Annotated in this window: 18 protein-coding genes; 13 read left to right on the forward strand and 5 right to left on the reverse strand. The window is 62.7% G+C overall.

Features of this window, described 5'->3' with window-relative positions; genetic code table 11:
* The first annotated feature begins 79 nt into the window (after positions 1–79).
* From B0G77_RS37500 to B0G77_RS37515, 4 genes are all read left to right on the forward strand, one after another.
* Positions 80–553, forward strand: a complete 474-nt coding sequence (locus B0G77_RS37500) for a 2,4'-dihydroxyacetophenone dioxygenase family protein (RefSeq protein WP_133666762.1) — start codon at positions 80–82, stop codon at positions 551–553.
* Between the two features lie 81 nt (positions 554–634).
* Entirely contained in the window at positions 635–1474 is an 840-nt protein-coding gene (locus B0G77_RS37505) for an SDR family NAD(P)-dependent oxidoreductase (RefSeq protein WP_133666763.1), read from the forward strand.
* Between the two features lie 114 nt (positions 1475–1588).
* Complete coding sequence (locus tag B0G77_RS37510) at positions 1589–3229, forward strand: 3-(methylthio)propionyl-CoA ligase (RefSeq protein WP_133666764.1); 1641 nt, start codon at positions 1589–1591, stop codon at positions 3227–3229.
* Between the two features lie 75 nt (positions 3230–3304).
* Positions 3305–4450: a porin gene (locus B0G77_RS37515; RefSeq protein ID WP_133666765.1), complete on the forward strand. Its 1146-nt coding sequence runs from the start codon at positions 3305–3307 to the stop codon at positions 4448–4450.
* Between the two features lie 372 nt (positions 4451–4822).
* Here the strand turns inward: B0G77_RS37515 and B0G77_RS37520 are convergent, their stop codons facing one another.
* Positions 4823–5737 (reverse strand): glutaminase, encoded by a 915-nt coding sequence (locus tag B0G77_RS37520; RefSeq protein ID WP_133666766.1) that lies wholly within the window; start codon positions 5735–5737, stop codon positions 4823–4825.
* Positions 5738–5861: 124 nt separating this feature from the next.
* Here B0G77_RS37520 and B0G77_RS37525 point away from each other — a divergent pair, with 124 nt between their 5' ends.
* Positions 5862–6611 carry an AraC family transcriptional regulator gene (locus tag B0G77_RS37525; RefSeq protein WP_133666767.1) on the forward strand — a complete coding sequence of 250 codons (750 nt, stop codon included), beginning with the start codon at positions 5862–5864 and terminating at the stop codon, positions 6609–6611.
* Positions 6612–6643: 32 nt separating this feature from the next.
* Here the strand turns inward: B0G77_RS37525 and B0G77_RS37530 are convergent, their stop codons facing one another.
* Complete coding sequence (locus tag B0G77_RS37530) at positions 6644–8278, reverse strand: DHA2 family efflux MFS transporter permease subunit (protein WP_243751373.1); 1635 nt, start codon at positions 8276–8278, stop codon at positions 6644–6646.
* Between the two features lie 244 nt (positions 8279–8522).
* Here B0G77_RS37530 and B0G77_RS37535 point away from each other — a divergent pair, with 244 nt between their 5' ends.
* From B0G77_RS37535 to B0G77_RS37565, 7 genes are all read left to right on the forward strand, one after another.
* Entirely contained in the window at positions 8523–9182 is a 660-nt protein-coding gene (locus tag B0G77_RS37535) for a dienelactone hydrolase family protein (RefSeq protein WP_133666769.1), read from the forward strand.
* 222 nt (positions 9183–9404) lie between these two features.
* Positions 9405–10451: a rod shape-determining protein gene (locus B0G77_RS37540; protein ID WP_133666770.1), complete on the forward strand. Its 1047-nt coding sequence runs from the start codon at positions 9405–9407 to the stop codon at positions 10449–10451.
* A gap of 319 nt (positions 10452–10770) precedes the next feature.
* Positions 10771–11568: an alpha/beta hydrolase gene (locus B0G77_RS37545; RefSeq protein ID WP_133667052.1), complete on the forward strand. Its 798-nt coding sequence runs from the start codon at positions 10771–10773 to the stop codon at positions 11566–11568.
* A gap of 202 nt (positions 11569–11770) precedes the next feature.
* On the forward strand, positions 11771–13075 hold the full coding sequence (gene gltA, locus B0G77_RS37550) for a citrate synthase (protein ID WP_133666771.1): 1305 nt from the start codon (positions 11771–11773) through the stop codon (positions 13073–13075).
* A 278-nt stretch (positions 13076–13353) separates the two neighbouring features.
* A complete protein-coding gene (locus B0G77_RS37555) occupies positions 13354–15636 on the forward strand; it encodes a glycogen debranching N-terminal domain-containing protein (RefSeq protein ID WP_133666772.1) in 2283 nt (760 codons plus the stop codon).
* Positions 15637–15740: 104 nt separating this feature from the next.
* Positions 15741–16601, forward strand: a complete 861-nt coding sequence (locus B0G77_RS37560) for a MurR/RpiR family transcriptional regulator (RefSeq protein WP_133666773.1) — start codon at positions 15741–15743, stop codon at positions 16599–16601.
* Positions 16602–16844: 243 nt separating this feature from the next.
* The gene (locus B0G77_RS37565) at positions 16845–17399 is read left to right on the forward strand and encodes a carboxymuconolactone decarboxylase family protein (protein ID WP_133666774.1); all 555 of its coding nucleotides are present in this window, start codon (positions 16845–16847) and stop codon (positions 17397–17399) included.
* A 67-nt stretch (positions 17400–17466) separates the two neighbouring features.
* On the opposite strand, the gene B0G77_RS37570 is transcribed toward B0G77_RS37565, so the two are convergent.
* The 3 genes from B0G77_RS37570 to B0G77_RS37580 form a co-directional block, all read right to left on the reverse strand.
* On the reverse strand, positions 17467–18774 hold the full coding sequence (locus B0G77_RS37570) for a HipA domain-containing protein (protein ID WP_133666775.1): 1308 nt from the start codon (positions 18772–18774) through the stop codon (positions 17467–17469).
* Entirely contained in the window at positions 18774–19145 is a 372-nt protein-coding gene (locus tag B0G77_RS37575) for a helix-turn-helix transcriptional regulator (RefSeq protein ID WP_133666776.1), read from the reverse strand. The genes B0G77_RS37570 and B0G77_RS37575 overlap by 1 nt, the downstream gene beginning before the upstream one ends.
* Positions 19146–19379: 234 nt before the next feature.
* Complete coding sequence (locus B0G77_RS37580; RefSeq protein WP_133666777.1) at positions 19380–19691, reverse strand: DUF4148 domain-containing protein; 312 nt, start codon at positions 19689–19691, stop codon at positions 19380–19382.
* A 384-nt stretch (positions 19692–20075) separates the two neighbouring features.
* On the opposite strand from B0G77_RS37580, the gene B0G77_RS37585 reads away from it, so the two are divergent.
* A complete protein-coding gene (locus B0G77_RS37585) occupies positions 20076–20501 on the forward strand; it encodes an OsmC family protein (RefSeq protein WP_133666778.1) in 426 nt (141 codons plus the stop codon).
* Positions 20502–20531: the final 30 nt, after the last annotated feature.

The following is a 20531-nucleotide window of genomic DNA, read 5'->3' on the forward strand; positions in this document are numbered from 1 at the left end:
GCAAGCACAGCGGGGCACATCGTACGGATAAAGGTGTTCCGCGTGATAGCGCTGATAACCCTGATCTGGAGACTCAAGCATGTTTTATGAAAAAGTGGCCACCGAGTGCATTGATGATGCGTCGATTCCGTGGGTACCGTTTGCGCCGTACTCGACTGATGTCCTCGTGAAGTACTTCAAGCTCGACCCCACACGCGGCGAAACAATCACGCTTCTGAAGGCACCCGCGGGCGTACAGATGCCGAAGCACCACCACACCGGCACGGTCATCGTCTACACGATAAAGGGTCGCTGGAAATATGCCGAGCATGACTGGGTCGCTGGTCCGGGCAGCATCGTTTTCGAAACGGCCGGTTCCAGTCACACGCCGCTGGCCTTGCCCGGCGATGACGAGATCATCGCGCTGAACATCGTCCAGGGCGATCTCCTCTACCTGAACGACAACGATCAGGTGATCGCGAAGGAAAACTGGAAGACAGGCATGGAGCGCTATCTCGCGTACTGCGAGGCAAACCGCCTGATCCCCAAGGACCTGACGGCATTCGGTGGTTGACCGCACGCTGGTCGGCGCGCCGCAAATCCTTACGGCCGCCTGCCGACCGGCGGCTCAAGTTCGCTAGTTCATGAGATGCATATGAAAATCAGTAATTTGCGGGGTAAGCAGGTCCTTGTTACGGGCGCTGCAGCGGGCATCGGCTACGCAACCGCACTGGCGTTCGCGCGGCGAGGCGCAAATCTCGTCATCACCGATATTGATGAGCGGCGGCTGGACGCGGCGCGCAAGGCGATCGACGAGCTGGGCGTTCACTGCTTTGCCAGGATAGCCGACGTTTCGAACCAAGCCACCATGCAGGCCTTCGCCGATGCCGTCCACGATCAGGTGGGCGCCGTAGACGTCCTTGTCAACAACGCAGGCATCGGCTATCTGGGGCCGTTTATCGGCAGCCCGCTCGAATCATGGAACCGCACGTTTGGCGTCAACGTGATGGGGGTGGTGCACGGCTGCCATTACTTCCTGCCAAGGATGATCGCGGCCGGCGGTTGTAGGCGGATTGTCAACGTCGCCTCGCTGGCGGCGATTGCGCCGGCACCGAACATGAGCGCGTATGCGGCGACAAAATCCGCCGTTCTGGGATTCTCGGACGTGCTGACGATGGAACTGAAAATCGCCGGGACTTCAGTTGGCGTTACCACTGTGTGTCCGGGGGTTATCAACACCGATATCACCAGTTCGCGTGCCAACGTCGCAGACGCAATCAGCGACGCGCAGTTGTCCACACTTCAGGCCTACTACCGGAAGAACGGGGCAAGTGCCGATCTCGTCGCCGGTGCGATCGTCAATGCCGTGATGGCCGGAGAGGCGATCGTGCTGGTCGGGCCATTCGCGCGCCTCATGTACAACGCGAAGCGGCTGTCACGCCGTCTGGTCGAAAAGCTGATGCTCGCCGAGGCAAAGAAGCTCGGCTACTCGTAACACTCGCAATCGGAGGACTCCGCTAACCGGGCGCCGCAAGGACGCACGTCGATGGCCTCGTCCTCGGAGCGCGGTGTCGCCTCGCGACTCCGCTTTAGAGAATGGACTGCCGAAATGAACGGTTTGATGCTGCAAAAGCAGTTGCTGATTTCCTCGCTGATCGTGCACGCCGATCGCCATCATGGCGATACGGAGATCGTGTCACGCCGGGTAGAGGGTGACATCCATCGCTACACCTTCCGCGACTGTCACCGCCGCGCCCGGCAGATGGCCAATGCGCTGACCCGTCTCGGCGTCAAGGAGTCCGACCGCATCGGCACGCTGGCGTGGAACGGCTATCGCCACATGGAGCTGTACTACAGCATATCCGGCATGGGCGCAGTGATGCATACGATCAATCCGCGCCTGCACGCAGACCAGATCGCCTACATCATCGACCATGCGGAGGACCAGTATCTGTTCTTCGACCTGACGTTCCTGCCACTGGTCAAGGCCATTGCCGCCCGCTGCAAGACGGTCAAGGCGTTCATCGCGATGACCGACCTCGCACATATGCCGCGGGATACTGGCATCGTCAACCTGCTGTGCTACGAGGATCTGCTTGAGCGGAGTTCCGCCACTTACGCGTGGCCGAACTTCGACGAGGATTCCGCCTGTACGCTGTGCTACACGTCGGGCACGACGGGAAACCCGAAGGGCGTGCTGTACTCCCATCGCTCGGCGCTGCTGCACACCTATGCCGCAGCCTTGCCGGATGCGCTGAACTGCTCGGCGCGCGACGTGATCCTGCCGGTGGTGCCGATGTTCCATGTCAACGCCTGGGGCCTCCCGTACGTCGCGTGCATGGTCGGGGCCAAGCTGGTTTTCCCCGGTCCCGGGCTGGATGGCGAATCGCTGCACGAGCTTCTTGAAGCCGAGCAGGTGACATTTGCGGCCGGCGTGCCAACCGTATGGCAAGGCCTGCTGACCCACCTCGAACAGGCCGGCCTGAAGTTCTCGACCCTGAAGCGCACCGTCGTTGGCGGCGCAGCCTGTCCGCCCGCCATGCTGCACAGGTTTCAGGATGGCTACGGCGTTGAGGTATTGCACGCGTGGGGCATGACCGAACTGAGTCCGCTCGGGACGGTCGGCGCACTGAAACACAAACACCTGGCGATGCGCCAGGAAGACCGTTGCGCTGTGCAGTCGAAGCAAGGTCGTGCCGTGTTTGGCGTCGATATGAAAATCATCGGCGCAGACGGTCAGGAACTGCCATGGGATGGCGCGACTTCAGGCGACCTGCTGGTGCGCGGCCCATGGGTGGTGCGCAACTACTTCCGGAACGAGGGCGGAAACCCGCTGCGCATCGATGCCGATACGCATGGCTGGTTCCCGACCGGCGATGTCGCGACCATCGATGCTGACGGCTTCATGCAGATCACGGATCGCAGCAAGGACGTGATCAAGTCCGGCGGCGAGTGGATCAGCTCGATCGAAATCGAGAACATTGCAGCGGCGCACCCCGCGATAGCGAGTGCGGCCTGCATTGCGGCAAGGCATCCGAAGTGGGATGAGCGGCCGCTGCTAGTCGCCGTGAAAGTGCCCGATGCACAGGTGACGGCAGAGCAATTGCTGGCGTTCCTCGAAGGAAAAATCGCGAAGTGGTGGACCCCCGACGCCGTCGTATTTGTCGATGCGGTGCCCCTGGGCGCCACCGGCAAGGTGCTGAAAAACCAGTTGCGCGAAGAGTTTCAGGACTATCTGCTGCCCTCGTGAACGGGCAGGCCTGTTGTGTTGAGCATGGACGTAGGTCGTTACGGGTTGTTTTAGAGCTATAAAACTGGAGACGCAATGAAACTGAAATGGGTAGCGGCGGCCGCGTTGGCTGCAGTCGGCGGCACGGCGCACGCGCAATCATCGGTGACGCTGTATGGCGTCACCGATTCGGGGCTGTTATATCAAAGCACGGCGGCGGCCTCGTTTAATCCTAAAGCGCCCAACCTGGGCGCGGTATATCGCTACAAGGATGGCGGTATCTACTCGAGTATCTGGGGCATGAAGGGTACCGAGGATATTGGCGGTGGCTATCACGTCAACTTCAGGCTGCAAGGGTCGTTCGACAGCGGCACGGGCAAGTTTGGTCTCGCCGATACGGCGGGCGCCACTGCAATCTTCAACCAGGTGGCGACTGTCGGCGTGTCCAGCCCGTTCGGCTCCGTCACAGCCGGGCGGCAGATCGTGCCGATGGCCTACGCCATGGCTGAGACCGACGTTCGTTCGGCGAATTACTTCGGCAGCATCCTGACCGCGTGGATCGGCATGAACACCGCGGCAGGATGGCCCGGCACCAGCACCAACGGGCCGATCGGCGCGCTGTACGACAGCAATGCGATCGTCTATGAGTCGCCGAAATTCCACGGCGCGAGCGCTTTGCTCGAATACGCGCCCGGCGGCGTCGCGGGGAGCTTCCAGGGCGGCACGCGTGAGTCGGCGGTGCTGAAGTACTCGAACTATGGGCTTAACCTGTCCGCCGTGTACTACAGCGGACATGACACCAACCCTGGTCCGACGAGCATCGCCACCGGTCTCCAGAACAACCGCTTCTGGTATCTTGGGGCGAAATATACGACGCTCAATGGCATCTCGATGTCCGCGTCGTACAGCAACGGCGCGAACCCGGCTGCGAAGAGCGCATCGAATCCTTTTGGTGGCACGAGCCTTGACATGTATTCAGCCGGTCTCGGCTATCAGGTGTCGGCGGCGTTGAAGGTCACCAGCGGCGTCTATTACCTGAAGGACAGGAACAACTCGGACAACAAATCGCTCGAGGTTGCCGGGGGCGCGGAGTACAGCCTGTCCAAGAGTACGGTGGTCTACGGCCAGGTGGGTTGGGTCAATAACCATGGCGATATGACCCAGACGATTGCGTACGGCCAGCCAGCCGCGCCAGGAATGGGGACCACGGCGGTCATGCTGGGCCTGCGTCACGCCTTCTGATCGATCCGGAAAGTGGCCCGCGCGCAACTGTTGGACGCGGGACCCGTCGCCTATTCGCTAAAACGCTCGGCTCGTTTTTCACACGAGTGTGGCCATGAGATTGCCACCTCGGACATGGCGCGCAAAACGATGCAGTGCCTTATAGACTGTGCGCTATCAAAAGAGCCTCAGCGGTGGGTTCGGCCGTGGTGGCGGCGCCATGCGAATCCCAGCAGATGTCCCCTTTATGGCGAACTCCGGACGCTCGGAAGCGTAGATTTACCGATCCTCCAACGGCGGCTAGTGGCCCGGAGTCAGCCGGATGACGTTCGCTTTGGAGCGTGCTTGCGTTCAGCAGAAGTAGACTTTTGGGTGGTATCTGTGCGAGTGCTATCAAAAAATCGACTGCCTGGTAAGCGTGGTCAACCATTCCAATGACAGCGTGCCGGCCAGCGAATTACCATTCGCGTCCAGCCCGGGCGACCAGACGCACACCGCCATCTCGCCCGGCAGCACCGCGACGATCCCGCCGCCGACGCCGCTTTTCGCCGGCAAGCCGACGCGATAGACGAAGTCGCCGGCTGCGTCGTAGGTGCCGCAGGTCAGCATCAGCGCTGACAGCCGCTTGGCGGAACTGGCATCGACGATACGCTCGCCGGTCGACGGCACCACGCCATGGTTGGAAAGGAAGAGTGCCGCCTTCGCGAGTTCCACGCAACTCATCGAGATTGCGCACTGCCGGCAGTACGCATCCACGACGACTTCGGGCGGCATCTCCAGATTGCCGAAGCTCGCCATGAAGTGCGCCATCGCGCGATTGCGGTGCGCGTGCTGCAGCTCCGATTGCGCGACCTGTATGTCGTAGCCGATGCCGCGCTCTCCCGTCAGCCGCCGGATGAATTCCACTTGCGCGGTTTCCGCCTGCACGAAGCGGCGGCACAGAACATCGGTTACGACGAGCGCGCCGGCGTTGATGAACGGATTGCGCGGTTTGCCCTGTTCGGCTTCGAGTTGCACGAGCGAGTTGAACGCCGTTCCCGACGGCTCGCGCCCGACACGCTGCCAGAGCGCGTCGCCGAGCAGCTGGAAGGCCATGGTGCAGGCGAACAGTTTCGAAATGCTCTGGATCGAGAAGCGCGTATCAGCCTCGCCGGTGCGGAAAACGTCGCCTGCGATGGTGACGACCGCCATGCCGAACCGGTCGGCGGAAATTTTCGCCAGTTCGGGGATGTAATCAGCCACGCGGCCCGTTCCGAGCCAGGGTTTGAGATCGTGATGGATCTGTTCGAGGATGCCTGAATAGTTCATGAGATGGGTTGCGACTCTAGTGACAGTGCGCGTGTCAGACGCCGCTCTGCGGCGCCTGCACGCGGGCGCTTCGCGTGCTAATCTGGCTCCGTTTTAACATTTTTTACGGCAAAACGGACAATCAATGAACGTCATCGATCAGGATGCGGACGGCGGTGCCGTGTTTGTCCTGTCGGAACTGTATGAGTCCGCCGAGGAGATGTGGCACGCGAATCCGCGTGCCCGGCTCATCGTCGCCGGTGACACGGTACTGACCCTGCACACGGAAACCGGCCGACTGGTCGCGCCACCGAAGTGCGCGGTGTGGGTATTGCCGGGTACGCTGCATCGGGTGTCGTCGACAGTGGGCGTGGCTTTGCGCTCGCTGTACGCCGACGCCGATGTCGACGTGGTGCCGTCAGGCTGTTGCGTCGTGGCGGTCGATTCTCTGGCGGATGTGCTGCTGACGGAGGCGGCCACATTCGGCGCTGGTTATGCGCCGGACGGACCGCAGGCGCGTATCGTGCGCGTGCTACTCGACCATCTTCCGCATCTGGCCGTCGTGCCGCTCTCGTTGAACTGGCCGCAGGATCCGCGTACCCAGCACATCGCCGACGCGCTGGTGGCCGACCCGGCGGACACCGGCGTACTCGACGACTTCTCGAGCGCGGCGGGCGTGACTGCGCGCACGGCGGCACGGCTCTTCGTCAAGGAAACCGGGTTGACGTTCGGCCAGTGGCGACAGCAGCTGCGGTTACTGATTGCGCTGGAACAGCTCGGCTCCGGCGAGAGCGTCACGCAGGTCGCGCTCAGGGTGGGCTACCACGACGTATCGTCGTTCATCGCGGTATTCCGGCAGGCGCTGGGCGAGACACCTGCGCGGTATTTCCGCTGACGTGCCGTCCGGCGGACGGGGCGGGTCAGATCTCAATGCGCGCCGGCTGCGCCCGGCCCGCTGCCGCCTTTGGCCGGCTTCGTGATCCAGATCAGCGGAATGATCAGAATAAAAATGATCGCCGACACATAGAAGATGTCGTTCAGTCCCATCATCGCGGCCTGCGTGTTCAGCTGAAAATCGAACAGCGCGTGCGCCGACGGCGTGTTCAGATGCAGCAGCGATTGTGTGGTGTCCATCTGCTGGGTGAACGTCGGGTTGTTGAGCGACGCCTGTTCGGTGAGCCGTTCGTGATGCAGCACCGTCCGGTTGTTCCACGCATTGCCCGCAATCGACGTTCCCACGGCGCCGCAGAACACCCGCACGAAGTTCGACAGCCCCGCCGCGGCCGGTATCTTCTGCGGCGGTTGGCCGGACAGGATGATCGCCGTCAGCGGGACGAAGAACATCGCCATCGGGATGCCCTGCAGCAGCGTCGGCAGCACGAGGTGCCACGTGTCGATCTCGATCACGTACTTCGAGCGCATGTAAAAGACGATCGCAAAGCCGACGAACGCGAGCGTGGCGATGATCCGCGCGTCGGAGCGTGGCAGCACGCGCCCCATCACCGGCGCAAGAATCACTGCGAAAATGCCGAGCGGCGCGGTGACGAGACCGGCATCGACCGAACGGTAGTTCAGGTATTCCTGCATCCATTGCGGCAGCAGCACGAGGTTGCCGAAGAACACGCCGTACGCGACGGAAATTGCGATCGTCCCGCCGAGAAAGTTGCGCTGCGTGAAAAGCCGCAGATCGACGATCGGATTCTCTTCAGTGAGCTCCCAGACAAGGAAGAACGCGAAACTGATCACCGCCGTAATACCGAGCGTGACGATCACCGGCGACGAGAACCAGTCGAGATCCTTGCCTTTGTCGAGCATGACCTGTAGCGATGCAACCCACGCGATCAGGAGCCCCAGCCCGACCACGTCGATCGGCAGTTTTCTGGTGGGCGTTTCGCGGTTCCGGTAGATCATCCACGTGACGCCCGCGGCGAAGATGCCGACCGGAATGTTGATGTAGAAAATCCACGACCACGAATAGCTGTCGGTGATCCAGCCGCCGAGCGCAGGCCCGGCAATCGGGCCGACCGTGGCGGTCATGGCCCAGAGCGCGAGCGCGGTCGATGATTTTTCCTTCGACCATGAACTGAGCAGGATCGCCTGCGACAGCGGAATCAGCGGACCGGCCACCGCGCCTTGCAGAACACGGGAGACGAGCAGGATCGGCAGGGTCGGCGCCACGCCGCACAGCCACGACGCCAGCACGAACATCAGGATCGCGCCGACGAACAGCCTGATCTGGCCGAGACGCTGCGTGAGCCAGCCAGTGAGCGGAATCGACACGGCGTTGGCTGCCGCGAACACCGTGATGACCCAGGTGCCTTCGTCGACCGAGACGCCGAGGTTTCCCGAGATCGTCGGAATCGCGACGTTCGCGATCGACGTGTCCAGCACGTTCATGAAGGTGGCGAGCGCGACCGCGATGGTCGCCAGCACGAGCTGGCCGCCATGCAATGGAGGCGGGGGCGCGGGAAGGGCGGGCGGATTCCGGGTGCCTTCGGGACGACCGGGTGCGGACGGTGGCTGGCTCAAGCAATTCTCCGGATCGGGCCTGCCACGGTGCATGCGGCGCGGGCGGTCAGACGGTCAAACGGCTTGGGAGAGGATACCTTCATTCGTGCGCCGATGCCGTCGAACACGGCATTGAACGGGCGGCATGGGCATTCTCCCGCAGCGCGATCACGATGCAGAAGGTATGCTCGCGGCATCGCACTTGATGCGTCTTGTAGCGCACCCCGGATGTGCTCGCGGACCCGCCCGCGACGCAGCCGGGAGCCCCCGAAAAACCTCACCAGCAGAGGACCCCAACATGGCCTGGGAGCAGTTCGAACATGGCTGGCGGCTCGAGCCGGCCAACGCACCGGCGCAATCGCTCGTTGTGCTGATGCATGGCGTAGGCAGCAATGCGCGCGACCTTGTGCCGCTCGCGGATGTCTGGCGCCAATCCCTGCCGTCGACGGCCTTCGCCTCGCTCGACGGCGGTGAGCCGTTCGATGGCGGGTTCGGCGGCCGGCAGTGGTTTAGTGTGCGTAACGTGGATAAAAGTCTGCGTGCGGAGCGCGTCGCCGATGCGTGGCCTGCGGTCGAAAGGATCCTGACGACCGAACTCGCGCACTGGCATCTCGATTTTACGCAACTGGCGCTAGTCGGCTTTTCGCAGGGATCCATCATGGCGATGCATCACGTCGCGACGAATCCGCAGGGCGCGGCGGCCGTGGTGGCCTATTCGGGACGGCTGGCATCGCGGGTAACCGCGAAAAGTCGGACGCCGCTCACGCTGATCCATGGCGAAGCCGATCCGGTCATTCCAGCGCAGGAACTGGAGCGCGCCGCGCTCGCTTTCAGCGACGCAGGATTCGCCGTCGAGGCCTACGCGTTACCGGGCGTCGGTCATGCGATTTCGGCGGACGGCGTCGCACTGGGGCGCGATGCATTGATGCGGGCGTTCGCTGGGCCGGCGCGCGGCTGATTGCGTTTGGCTGCGTCCGGCTGCGTTTGATCTTTTGTGACCATCTGTAATGTCAGACAAAGCCTAAAGATTTAGGCGTGGGTGCCGTTAATGGTTCAATAGCCGCGAAAAAAGCACCCGACGCGCCGATCGACGTTGTGCCCGCCAAGGCGCGACACGTTGCCGGGGAGACCATTTGTGCAGGCCCGGCAACGGGCGGCACCGAAACCAGTAGAGCCGCCCATGGCCAGAGCGATGCCGCAACCTTCATTTTTCAAACGTCTGTTCAGCCACGACGTGGCAGTGGACCTCGGCACGGCCAACACGCTCATCTATACGCACGATCAGGGCATCGTGCTCAACCAGCCCTCGGTAGTCTGCTTCCAGAAGCACGCGACGGTCGGGCGCGAACGCGTCGCGGCCGTCGGCAAGGAAGCCAAGCAACTGCTCGGACGGGTGCCGGTCAACCTTGAAGCGGTGCGGCCGATGCGGCACGGCGTCATCGCCAACTTCGCCGCCGCCGAACACATGATCCGGCAGTTCGTCGACATGTCGAGCACCCGTTCACGTCTCGGCCGGCGTCCGTCGTTCACGATCTGCGTGCCGGCCGGCGCGACCCAGGTCGAGCGGCGTGCGATTCGCGAGGCGGCCATCGCGGCCGGCGGGTGGAAAGTGAACCTGATCGGCGAATCGCTCGCGTCGGCAGTGGGCGCCGGTTTGCCGGTATCGGAGGCGACCGGCTCGATGGTCGTCGATATCGGCGGCGGCACGACCGAAGTCGGCGTGATCGCGCTGGGCGGCATGGCGTATAGCGGTTCCATCCGCGTCGGTGGTGACCAGTTCGATCTGGCAATCGTCAACTACGTCCGAAATGTCTACGGCGTGGTGCTCGGCGACCAGACTGCCGAGCATGTGAAAAAGACCATCGGCACGGCGATTCGCGACGTGCCCACCGAACGCATGAACGCAACCGGGCGCAGTCTCGACGACGGCCTGCCGCGCACCGTCCAGCTGACCAATCACGATATCGCGGAAGCCATCGCGTCGCCGCTCGCCCATGTGATCGGCGCGGTGAAGGCGGCGCTCGAATCGGCGCCGCCGGAACTCGTCACGGATATCGCGGACGCCGGTATCGTACTGACGGGTGGCGGCTCGCTGCTGGGTAATCTGGACCGCTGTGTGTCCGACCAGATCGGTCTCGATGTGCGGCTTGCCGACGAGCCGCTGACGTGCGCCGTGCGTGGCGCCGGCGCAGCCTCCGCTGTGCTCGATCCGCACGCGTTCGACTGATGCAGGGCGCGGCGGCAGCCGCGAATCCAGTCATTCCGGCCATTCCCGCCATTCCCGCGCGCCGGCCGCCCGGCGAACCCGGACCGGCTGTGTAACAATGCTGCCTTGCTGAGTACATCCGCCGTCGTGCGCGATGAGCCTGACCGCCGCCGCCCGGCAAGTGGCGACTCCGGTTTCAATCTGCTCGCCCTCCGCACAGGCGCAGCGGCGCTGCCTGCGTCTCTGTCTGGGTCTCTGTCTCTGTCTCCACCTTTCTTCCGTGACGCATTCCGATCCCGTTTCCTCGTCGTCGTTCATCGAATTGCAGAATGGTCTGCGTATGCCGTACGTCGTTCAAGGCGATGGTGAGTTGCTGCTGTTCGTGCATGGTTCGTTGTGCGACTACCGCTACTGGCAGCCGCAGGTATCCGGGCTGTCGAAGCACTATCAATGCGTCGCGGTCAGTCTCACGCATTACTGGCCCGCTGCCGGCACGCCCGCCGACATGCCATTCAGCTGGAGCCGGCATGCTGACGAGGTCGCTGAATTCATCAGGCGTTTCGGCGCGGGGCCGGCTCATGTGGTGGGTCACTCGCGTGGCGGGTGCGTGACGTTTCATTGTGCGCGGCGTCATCCGCGGCAGGTTCGCACGCTGACGCTGGCCGATCCCGGCGGCCCACTACAGGTCGCGGGCCGGCCGCCCGCGAAGTTGCCGGAGCCCGTCAACGCGCTGCGCGCCCGCGCAGCGCAATTGATCGAAGAAGGCGACCTCGATGCCGGCCTGCAACTCTTCGTCGATTCAGTCAGCCGTCCCGGTTTCTGGGCGAAGAGCACGGCGGCCTTCCAGCGAATGGCGATCGACAACGCGCACACGCTGGCGCGTCAGTTCCGCGACCCATTGCCGCCGTACACGCCAGAAGAGGCCGCCCAGGTGCGCTGCCCCGTGTTGCTGGTCGATGGTGAGAAAAGTCCGCTCATGTTCCGCCGCACTGCCGAAACGCTCGCGTCCTGGCTGCCCGATGCCCGGCGCCAGACGGTGAATGGCGCGTCGCACGGCATGAATCTCGCGCATCCGGCGGCGTTCAACCGCTACGTCGACGAATTCATCCGGAGCGCTGGCGAAGGCCGCGCAGGCTGAGGTTCCGCCCCGGTTTGCGGCGTGCGCGGGCGCTATGACGCGGTGAAAACCCGATGAATGTTGCTGACGCCGAGATGGATTGTTGCGTTCCATCGACGCAATTAATCGCGTTCCGAGCCGTAGAATGCGTTGCCAGAGCCGGTGCATGCCCCTCATGCGAACCGGCACTCGTGCGATGACACAGTGAAAAGGACACGCGCAGATGAACAACTCGACCACACACGCAATACTGAAGTTTTCCGACAGCGATCAGACGGTCGAATTGCCGGTCTACAAGGGCACGATGGGCCCTGACGTCATCGACATCCGCAAACTGTACGGCCAGACCGGCAAATTCACTTACGATCCGGGCTTCATGTCGACGGCGGCGTGTAATTCGGCGCTCACGTACATCGACGGCGACAAGGGTGAACTGCTGTATCGCGGCTACCCGATCGACAATCTCGCGCAGAGCGCCGACTTCCTCGAAACCTGCTACCTGCTGCTGAAGGGCGAGCTGCCGAACGCGAAGCAGAAGAAAGAATTCGTCGACACCGTCAAGCAGCACACAATGGTGCACGAGCAGATGCAGTTCTTCTTCCGAGGCTTCCGCCGCGATGCGCACCCGATGGCGATTCTGGTCGCTGCGGTCGGCGCACTGTCGGCCTTCTATCACGACTCGCTCGACATCAATAATGCGCGTCACCGCGAAGTGTCGCAGATCCGCATGATCGCGAAGCTGCCGACGCTCGTCGCGATGGCGTACAAGTACAGCATCGGCCAGCCGTTCGTGTATCCGAAGAACGACCTGTCGTACAGCGCGAACTTCATGCGCATGATGTTCTCGACGCCTGCTGAAGAGTACAAGGTCAACGACGTGCTGGTGCGCGCGCTCGACCGCATCCTGATCCTGCACGCGGACCACGAACAGAACGCTTCGACCTCGACCGTGCGTCTGGCCGGTTCGTCGGGCGCCAATCCGTTTGCATGTATCGCCGCGGGTATTGCCTGTCTGTGGGGCCCGGCGCACGGTGGTGCGAACGAAGCCGCGCTGAACATGCTGGAAGAAATCGGCTCGGTCGACAACATTCCCGAGTTCATCAGGCAGGTGAAGGACAAGAACTCGGGCGTGAAGCTGATGGGCTTCGGTCACCGTGTGTACAAGAACTACGATCCGCGTGCGAAGCTGATGCGCGAAACGTGCCACGAAGTGCTCGAAGAACTGGGCCTGCACGACGACCCGCTGTTCAAGCTGGCCATGGCGCTCGAAAAGATCGCGCTGGAAGACGAATACTTCGTGTCGCGCAAGCTGTACCCGAACGTCGATTTCTACTCGGGCATCGTGCAGCGCGCGCTGGGCATTCCGACGTCGATGTTCACGTGCATCTTCGCGATGGCACGCACGGTCGGCTGGATCGGTCAGTGGAACGAGATGATTGCCGATCCGGAGCAGAAGATTGGCCGTCCGCGTCAGCTTTTCGTCGGCGAAACGCCGCGTGAAGCAAAGTCGATTGCAAAGCGCGCTTAAACAGTTATCGCACTTCAATCGCGCTTTCGGGCCTCAACAGACGGGCGCTTTTTCCGTGAACAGGGAAAAGCGCCCGTTGTCATCTGTACTTGGCGCGCGCCCGTGCGGGACGCCGCGGCGGGAAACGCGCCTGCTGGCACACTCGATGCAGTGTTGCCTCGTCCGCTACTCCCGTAGCCTGAACGCAGCACCATTCAGGTTGCGCGGCCGCTCTAAACTCGTGCGATCGCCGAAGACCTTCTACAATCGGTACGAAGCCAACTGGAAGGAGCAAGCTGATGCAGGATCCAGAAGCACTCGGTGGACTGACCCATGCAGGCAAGCCGGACCTGACGGCGCCGGATCCGGACGCCGTATTCATCCCGACTGAAAATCTGAACGTCGCCAGCGCGAACCAGTACGTGCTGAAATCGGGCGACACATTCATCGTCAACGATCCGCTCGGCGACATCACAGGCCGCGACGACGGCCTGTTCGTCAACGATATGCGCGTGCTGTCCGGCTTGCGGCTCACCTTTGGCGGCCGTGCCCCCTCGCTGCTGTCTGGCAGCGTCAGCAGCGACAACACCGCGTTCACCGCGCACCTGACAAACCGGCCGCTGCCGCCGCTCGGCGGCACGAGTACGCCGGAAGGCGTGATCCACGTCCAACGCATCCGCGTGCTGTCAGGCACCGTGCTGAACGAAGCAATCGAATTGACCAACTACGGCACGAGCGATGCAGTGGTGCCCCTGTCGATCTCGTTCTCGAGCGACTTTCGCGACATGTTCGAGGTGCGCGGTCTGAAACGGCCGAAGCAGGGCACGATCAAGGCGCCGCGCATCGAGAATGGCGAAGTGCTGCTCGAGTACGTTGGTCTCGACGACGTCACGCGCGGCGTGCGCCTTGCGTTTTCGCCGGCCCCGCCCAAACTGCTCGCGGATCGCGCGGACTATTCGGTGAACCTGCCCGCACAGGCATGCGTATCGATCTATCTGTCGGTGGCGGTACAGGTGCGGGGCCGCGATGCGTCGTCGCGTGGCGTCGATGTTTCGCAGCCGACGCACGGCGTAAGTGAAGCGCATCTGTCGCAGATCGATACCGCGCGTCCGCGCGTCGGCCGGGCCGCAGTGCGCGCAGCGCTCGTCGACGCTCACCTGGTGATGCGCGAACGCCGCCGGGCAACCGCCCGCGTGCGCTCGAGCAATCCGCTCTTCAATGCATGGATCGACCGCTCGCTTGCCGACCTTGGTCTGCTGACCACCGATCTCGCCACGGGCCCGTATCCGTATGCAGGCATTCCGTGGTTCTCGACACCGTTTGGCCGCGACGCCGTCATTACGTCGTTGCAGACGTTGTGGCTGCAACCAGGGCTTGCGGGTGGCGTGCTGCGTTTTCTTGCCGAGCATCAGGCGCGCGAGGATTCCGCGTTTCGCGACGCCGCGCCCGGCAAGATCATGCATGAGATGCGCAAGGGCGAGATGGCCGCTACCGGCGAAGTCCCGTTCGCGCTGTATTACGGTGGCGTCGACACCACGCCGCTCTTTATCGTGCTGGCAGGCGCTTACGTCGCGCGCACGGGCGATACGGGGCTCGTCGACGAATTGTGGCCCGCGTTGCAACGCGCGGCGCAGTGGGTCGCGGGCGTGTGCGACAGGAACCGTCTGGGGCTGCTCGACTATCAGCGCGCCTCCGACGGTGGTCTGGCGAACCAGGGCTGGAAGGACAGTCACGATTCGGTTTTTCACGCGGATGGCCACTTTCCGGACGGGCCGATCGCGCTCGTCGAAGTGCAAGCCTACGCGAGCGCCGCATTCGACACGATGGCGCATTTCGCCACGTTGCGCGACCAGCATGACGACGCCGCGCGCTACGCAAAGCGCGCAACGTCGATTCGCGCGTGCGTCGAAGAGAAATACTGGATGGAAGATTCGAGCTTCTACGGCATCGCGCTCGACGGTCGCGGCGAACTGTGTCGCGTGCTCGCATCGAACGCGGGACATCTGCTGGCGTTCGGGCTGCCTTCGAAGGAGCGTGGCGAGGCGGTCGCGCGCGGGCTCGAATCGACGCTCTTTCACACGGGCTGGGGCGTACGCACGCTCGCGGCGGGTCAGGCGCGCTTCAATCCGATGGCCTATCACAACGGCTCGGTCTGGCCGCACGACAACGCATTGTGTGCGCGCGGCCTCGCGCGCTACGGCGCAAAGGCGGCGGCCGTGCGCCTGTTGCAGGCGCTGTTCCAGGCGGCCGTCAATTTCGACATGCGCCTGCCCGAACTCTTCTGCGGTTTTCCGCGCCGGCGGGGCGAGCCGCCGACTGCGTATCCGGTCGCCTGCCTGCCGCAGGCGTGGGCCGCAGGATCGCCGTTCATGATGCTCGAAGCGTGTCTCGGCCTCACGATTGATGCCGCGAAACGCGAGGTCATCATCGAACAGCCGATGCTGCCGGAAGGTATCGACTGGCTCGAAGTCGGCGATCTGCGGGTGGGCGATTCGACGGTGTCGATCACGTTCAGGCGTGTGGCCGGCAAGGTGGTCGCGTCCGCGGAGCAGGGCGATGTGAGGGTGATCGCGTTGCTGTAGAAACCAGGGTCGCGTGCGATGCATCGGGTGGTAACATTTGCGGTTAAACCTTGTCGTCTAAGTTGTTGTTTAACCGATCGCCAACCTCGTTCCTGGTACATCGCATGCCCGACAGTTTTGACCAGCTTGCCGCCCTGATCCGGGCGCGCTTCTCCGAACTGAGTCCGCAATTCCAGACGGGGGCGGCATTCCTGCTCGATCACCCGGACGAAGTCGCGGTCTCGTCGATGCGCAAGGTGGCCGAGCGTGCACTGGTGCAGCCGGCGTCGCTCGTGCGGCTGTCGCAGCAACTCGGCTTTCCCGGCTGGAACGAACTGCGCGATCTGTTCGTCGCCCGGGTGCGTACACGGCCGGAGCCGCTTACGAGCCGTGCACGTTCGCTCGTCAAAACCAACGCGCGGGACGCGCTGGCGCAGGATCTGCTCGTCGCGCAACAACACAACCTTGAACTGACCGCCGCGCACAACGCCCGCGTGACAGTCGAAGCGGCGCGCGTGCTGCGCCGCGCGCAGCATGTGCATGTCGCGGGATTTCGCTCATGCTATGCGGTCGCGTTCGGGCTGGTGTACGGCTACCGGCTGTTCCGCTCGTCAGTGTCGCTTTTGACGGGCGAGGCCGGCACGCTCGAGATGCAACTGCGCGGCATCGATCGGGATAGTGCCACGATCGTCATCAGCTTCGCGCCGTATTCGGTCGAAGCGGTGCGCGTTGCGGAGGCAGCGCTCGAGAAGGGCAGCAAGCTGATTGCGATCACCGACAGCGCCGTTTCCCCCATCGCGCTGAACGCCGACAAGGTGCTGATCTTTTCGCACGAGAGTCCTTCGTTCTTTCCTTCGCTCGTCGCGGCGACGGCAATTGCGGAATCGCTTGTCGCCCATCTGCTCGCGCTCGAAGGTGCGGGCGCCGTCGAACAACTCGAGAAGGTGGAGCGCTCGCTGCATTCCAGAGGCGCGTACGTGACCTGATCCCTGCCCGGTCACGGCGGTGGATCGCGTCTCTGCGTGCCGCATCCATTTTTGACAACATATGTTGTTGTAATGTATAAATGTGCATCGCGTGTTGATGGTGCGGCAGTGTTCAACCGCAGGCGCTGCCGTCTATCTGAAGCGGGTGTGACATCGGCAGGTTGATGGGCAAGCATCGCGGATACGTCGGGGCCACGTCGATCGCACCGCGATGCGCGTTGAACCGTTACGAGGAGCCTGGCAGTGACCGATCGTTTACCTCCCTTCGACCCGTCGCAAGCGACGCCGGAACAGAAAGCCGTGCTGGACGAGATCCTGTCGGGGCCGCGCGGCAATCTGAACGGGCCTTTCCTCGGCTGGATTCACAGCCCGGAACTCGCGCAGCACGCGCAGCGGCTGGGTGCGTTCTGCCGCTATGAGACGGGCTTGCCGCTGCGTCTTTCGGAACTGGCGATCCTCGTGACGGCTCAGCGCTGGCAGGCTCAGGCAGAGTGGTACATCCACTATCCGATCGCGCTGAAGGCCGGCGTGCCGGAAGCGGTGGCTGAAGCCATCCGCCAGGGCCAGCGGCCGTCCATGGCCGATCCCGACGATGCATTGATCTTCGATTTCGCAAGCGAGCTTTACGACGAGAAACGCGTGTCGGACGCGACGTATGCGAAAACGGTCGCGCGCTTTGGGCATGGAGTGACGATCAATCTCGTCGCACTGCTTGGTTATTACGCGCTCGTTGCGATGACGCTGAACGTGTTCGGCATGCGAGCAGAGGGGCAGGAGACGTTGCCGTTTGCGGAGTAGCGACAGGTGCCTGCTTAACGTGCATGCACGCGGCTCCCACGCGCGTGAGGTAGAGAGCAGGCGGATGTTATCGGCCACCTTCCACCAGCCGTTTTGCTGCAGCGAGTTCCGCATGTTCAAATGCCGGCTCGAACTCGGCGACTTCGCGCGCCGTCATGCCCACGTGCGGCGTGCGCGCATCATCACGCCAGTTCAATACTGCACGGTACACAGATGCCAGTACGTCGAGCGCTTCCGGACGCGTCAAATGAAAATGCCGGGCAGCGCCGAGCGCTTCTTCGATGGAGCCGCTCGGCCCCGAATCTTCGGTCAGCCACGTCTTGAGTTCCCGATCCTTGTCGGGCATCGGATTGATGTCGAAGGCCGGGGCAAGACGCCACTGGCCGTGGCCAACGTGCAGGAAACCATGATTTTGCAAATGATCGTCGACATTGGTGATCAGTATGCTGAACACGATGCGACGCCACAGCTCAGCGAGATCGCGCCGGGGGGTATCGCTCACGACAAGAATGCGCTCCGCGATCTCGGTGTAGGCGTGGTCTTCCTCGCGCGACGCCTGCAGCATCGATGCCGCCGACAGGTACGGAATCCGTCCTCCATTGTGGCGGTCGAAGCGGCGCACGAGCGCAACCGGGATTCCGTCGGAAAGTACGATGCGTGCGTCGGAGGCCTCGATACCGGCCTTGCGTGCGAGACGTAGCGCCATCACTTCTGCCCGCGTGACGGCGCGTTCATCGCTGATGCTGGGGAATTTGCCTATCGCGAGATGGCCATCGTCGTCGATGATCGTGCATTTGGGCCGCATGCCGCCGAGCGATGTGCCGCGGCCACGCAGATAGCGCAGGTCAGCCTCGGTTTCCGTGCCGCGTTCGATCGCCTGGGACGCCCCCAGCAATTGCGACAACTCGAGCAGGGGAGGCGCGCGACGACCGCCGTCTTCCATCGTGCGCAGGAATCCGCCGTGGTCGTCTGCGAAACGGATCGCGCCGATACGACTTTCGTCGTCCACACCCAGAAGGTAGTCCATCTCCGTCAGCGCACCGCCGACGAACGATACGCCTTGGTCGAGTGCCAGCTTGCGCCGCTTCGCATGGTCGCGTGCAATAACCCGGCAACCCCAGCCATCAGGCTCGGTATCCGCAAAAGCGAAGTGAAACACTGAATCGCTTCTGGTCGACGCCTTGCGGAACTGGCGTTCCGTCGTCAACGCGAGATCGGGTGAGATGTTGAAGCTGCTTTTGTTTTGCAGCCAGCTAGGCGCGTAGGCGAATGCCGAACTCTCGCGAGCCCCTTGTCTCGCGTAGGCCAACTGACCGAGTGGCAGCGCAGATGCCCCTAGCGCCACGCGCACGACACGCTCGACGGGCGGCGCCATCAGATTACCCCGGCTGGCGAGGTATCTTTCCGGCGGCGAATCCGCTTGGGGACCGCCTGATCCATCAGGCCCAGGCCGACGTCGTCCCTGGCCGTGTCCAGCAGGTTTGCAAGGCGGTCGAGTTCGTTCAGAACGAAGATCGCCGTTGCAATGGTTCCGACTGCCACCGTCGGGTCGCCTTTTTCCAGTCGCTGCAAGGTCTTGAGCGACACATTGAGCCGCTCAGCCATCGACTGGGTGGAAATGTGGCGGCGGCGACGCGCCAACGAGATATCGTGCCCGAGTTTCTCGAGGCCCCGGCGAACGGGGAGCGGTAGCCGCTCGCTGATCGAGGCCTTAAATGACTCATTAGGGGCGTTTTCGAGTTTCATGTGACCGATTATAGATCAAGGAACGCGGTGATGCCAGTGCGGTTCATTTTATGGATTCATATGTGACCTTTAAGCGATATAAGAGGTCTTAAGTGACCGATAATGTCTGCTGTGGGGTGAGTGCACCAACGCTCTGCGCGCCCGAAAATCACATGAAAAACGCCCCGACTGGCGCTGCCAGCCGGGGCGTTTCTCTTGAGTCTGATGCTTTGCTGCTTGAACCTACGCCTGGACTTACTGCCCGCGATAGGTCGAGAAGATCGGGTTTTCGACTGTCGGGCGGGCACCCGCTTGCAACGTCCCGGTGTTCACGCCACCGACTGCTTCGGCTTGTCGCGGCGTAACCGAGTCCGGGGTTGAGGTTTGCGCCGCGTACAGCTTCGGGTAAGTCGTGTCGTTCTGGTTAAGCAGGCCGGCCTTTTGCGCTTCGACAACCTCGGCGCGAACCTGGGCGCGGGTCACCGGGCCATTCGATTGCTGCGCGAACGAGACCGCCGGAATAGCGAGAACCGATGCAATGAGTGCTGCGGAAAGAACTGACTTCATGACAACCTCCGAGGTTTGATTATTGGTTCTTTGCGGCTTAATCGCCTTGCCTGAACCGTTGAATCAAGTTTATTCCTCGTCTCATGGGTGATAAATCACGATTTTAGATATGAATTATTGCGAATTTTGATGAAATAGCTGGTGGGTTCGAAAGCGCGGCATGGCAGGCGGAGTATGCAACGGCATCTGCCCTGGCCTTTCACCTCACCTTCACTGCGCTGACACTGCGAACAGCCTATGATGAAAGCCGGTCCACGCCCGCGCCTGTCGCGAAGCGCGGCGCACGTGACGCATGCCGAACCGCAAACCTCTCGGGCGAGACCGTTGCACCCGGCATGAAGGCGGCATCACGGCTGCGCAGACAGGGCACAACAGGAGAAGACGATGAAGCGTAAGGCATCAGCAGTCTGGCAAGGTGGCCTGCAGGACGGCAAAGGCTCGATCTCCACCGATAGCGGCGTACTCAAGGACACCCAGTATTCGTTTGCAACGCGCTTCGAAAGCGGCATCGGCACGAACCCTGAAGAACTGATCGCAGCGGCGCACGCGGGCTGCTTCTCCATGGCGCTCTCGGCCGAATTGGGGAAGGCCGGCATCAAGCCCGAACGCATCGGCACGACCGCCACGGTCACGCTCGACAAGTCCGATGGCGGCTTCGCAATTACGGCGGTTCATCTCGACGTGAACGTCAAGATTCCGGGCGGCGACAAGGCCGCATTCGACAAGGCCACTGCCGACGCCAAAGCAGGTTGCCCGGTATCGAAGGTGCTGAACGCCACCATCACGATGGAGGCGAAGCTCGAAACCTGAGCGCGGCCAGTCGTACCTGTCAGGTCGACT

This window comes from Paraburkholderia sp. BL10I2N1 (assembly GCF_004361815.1).
Classification (GTDB): Bacteria; Pseudomonadota; Gammaproteobacteria; order Burkholderiales; family Burkholderiaceae; genus Paraburkholderia.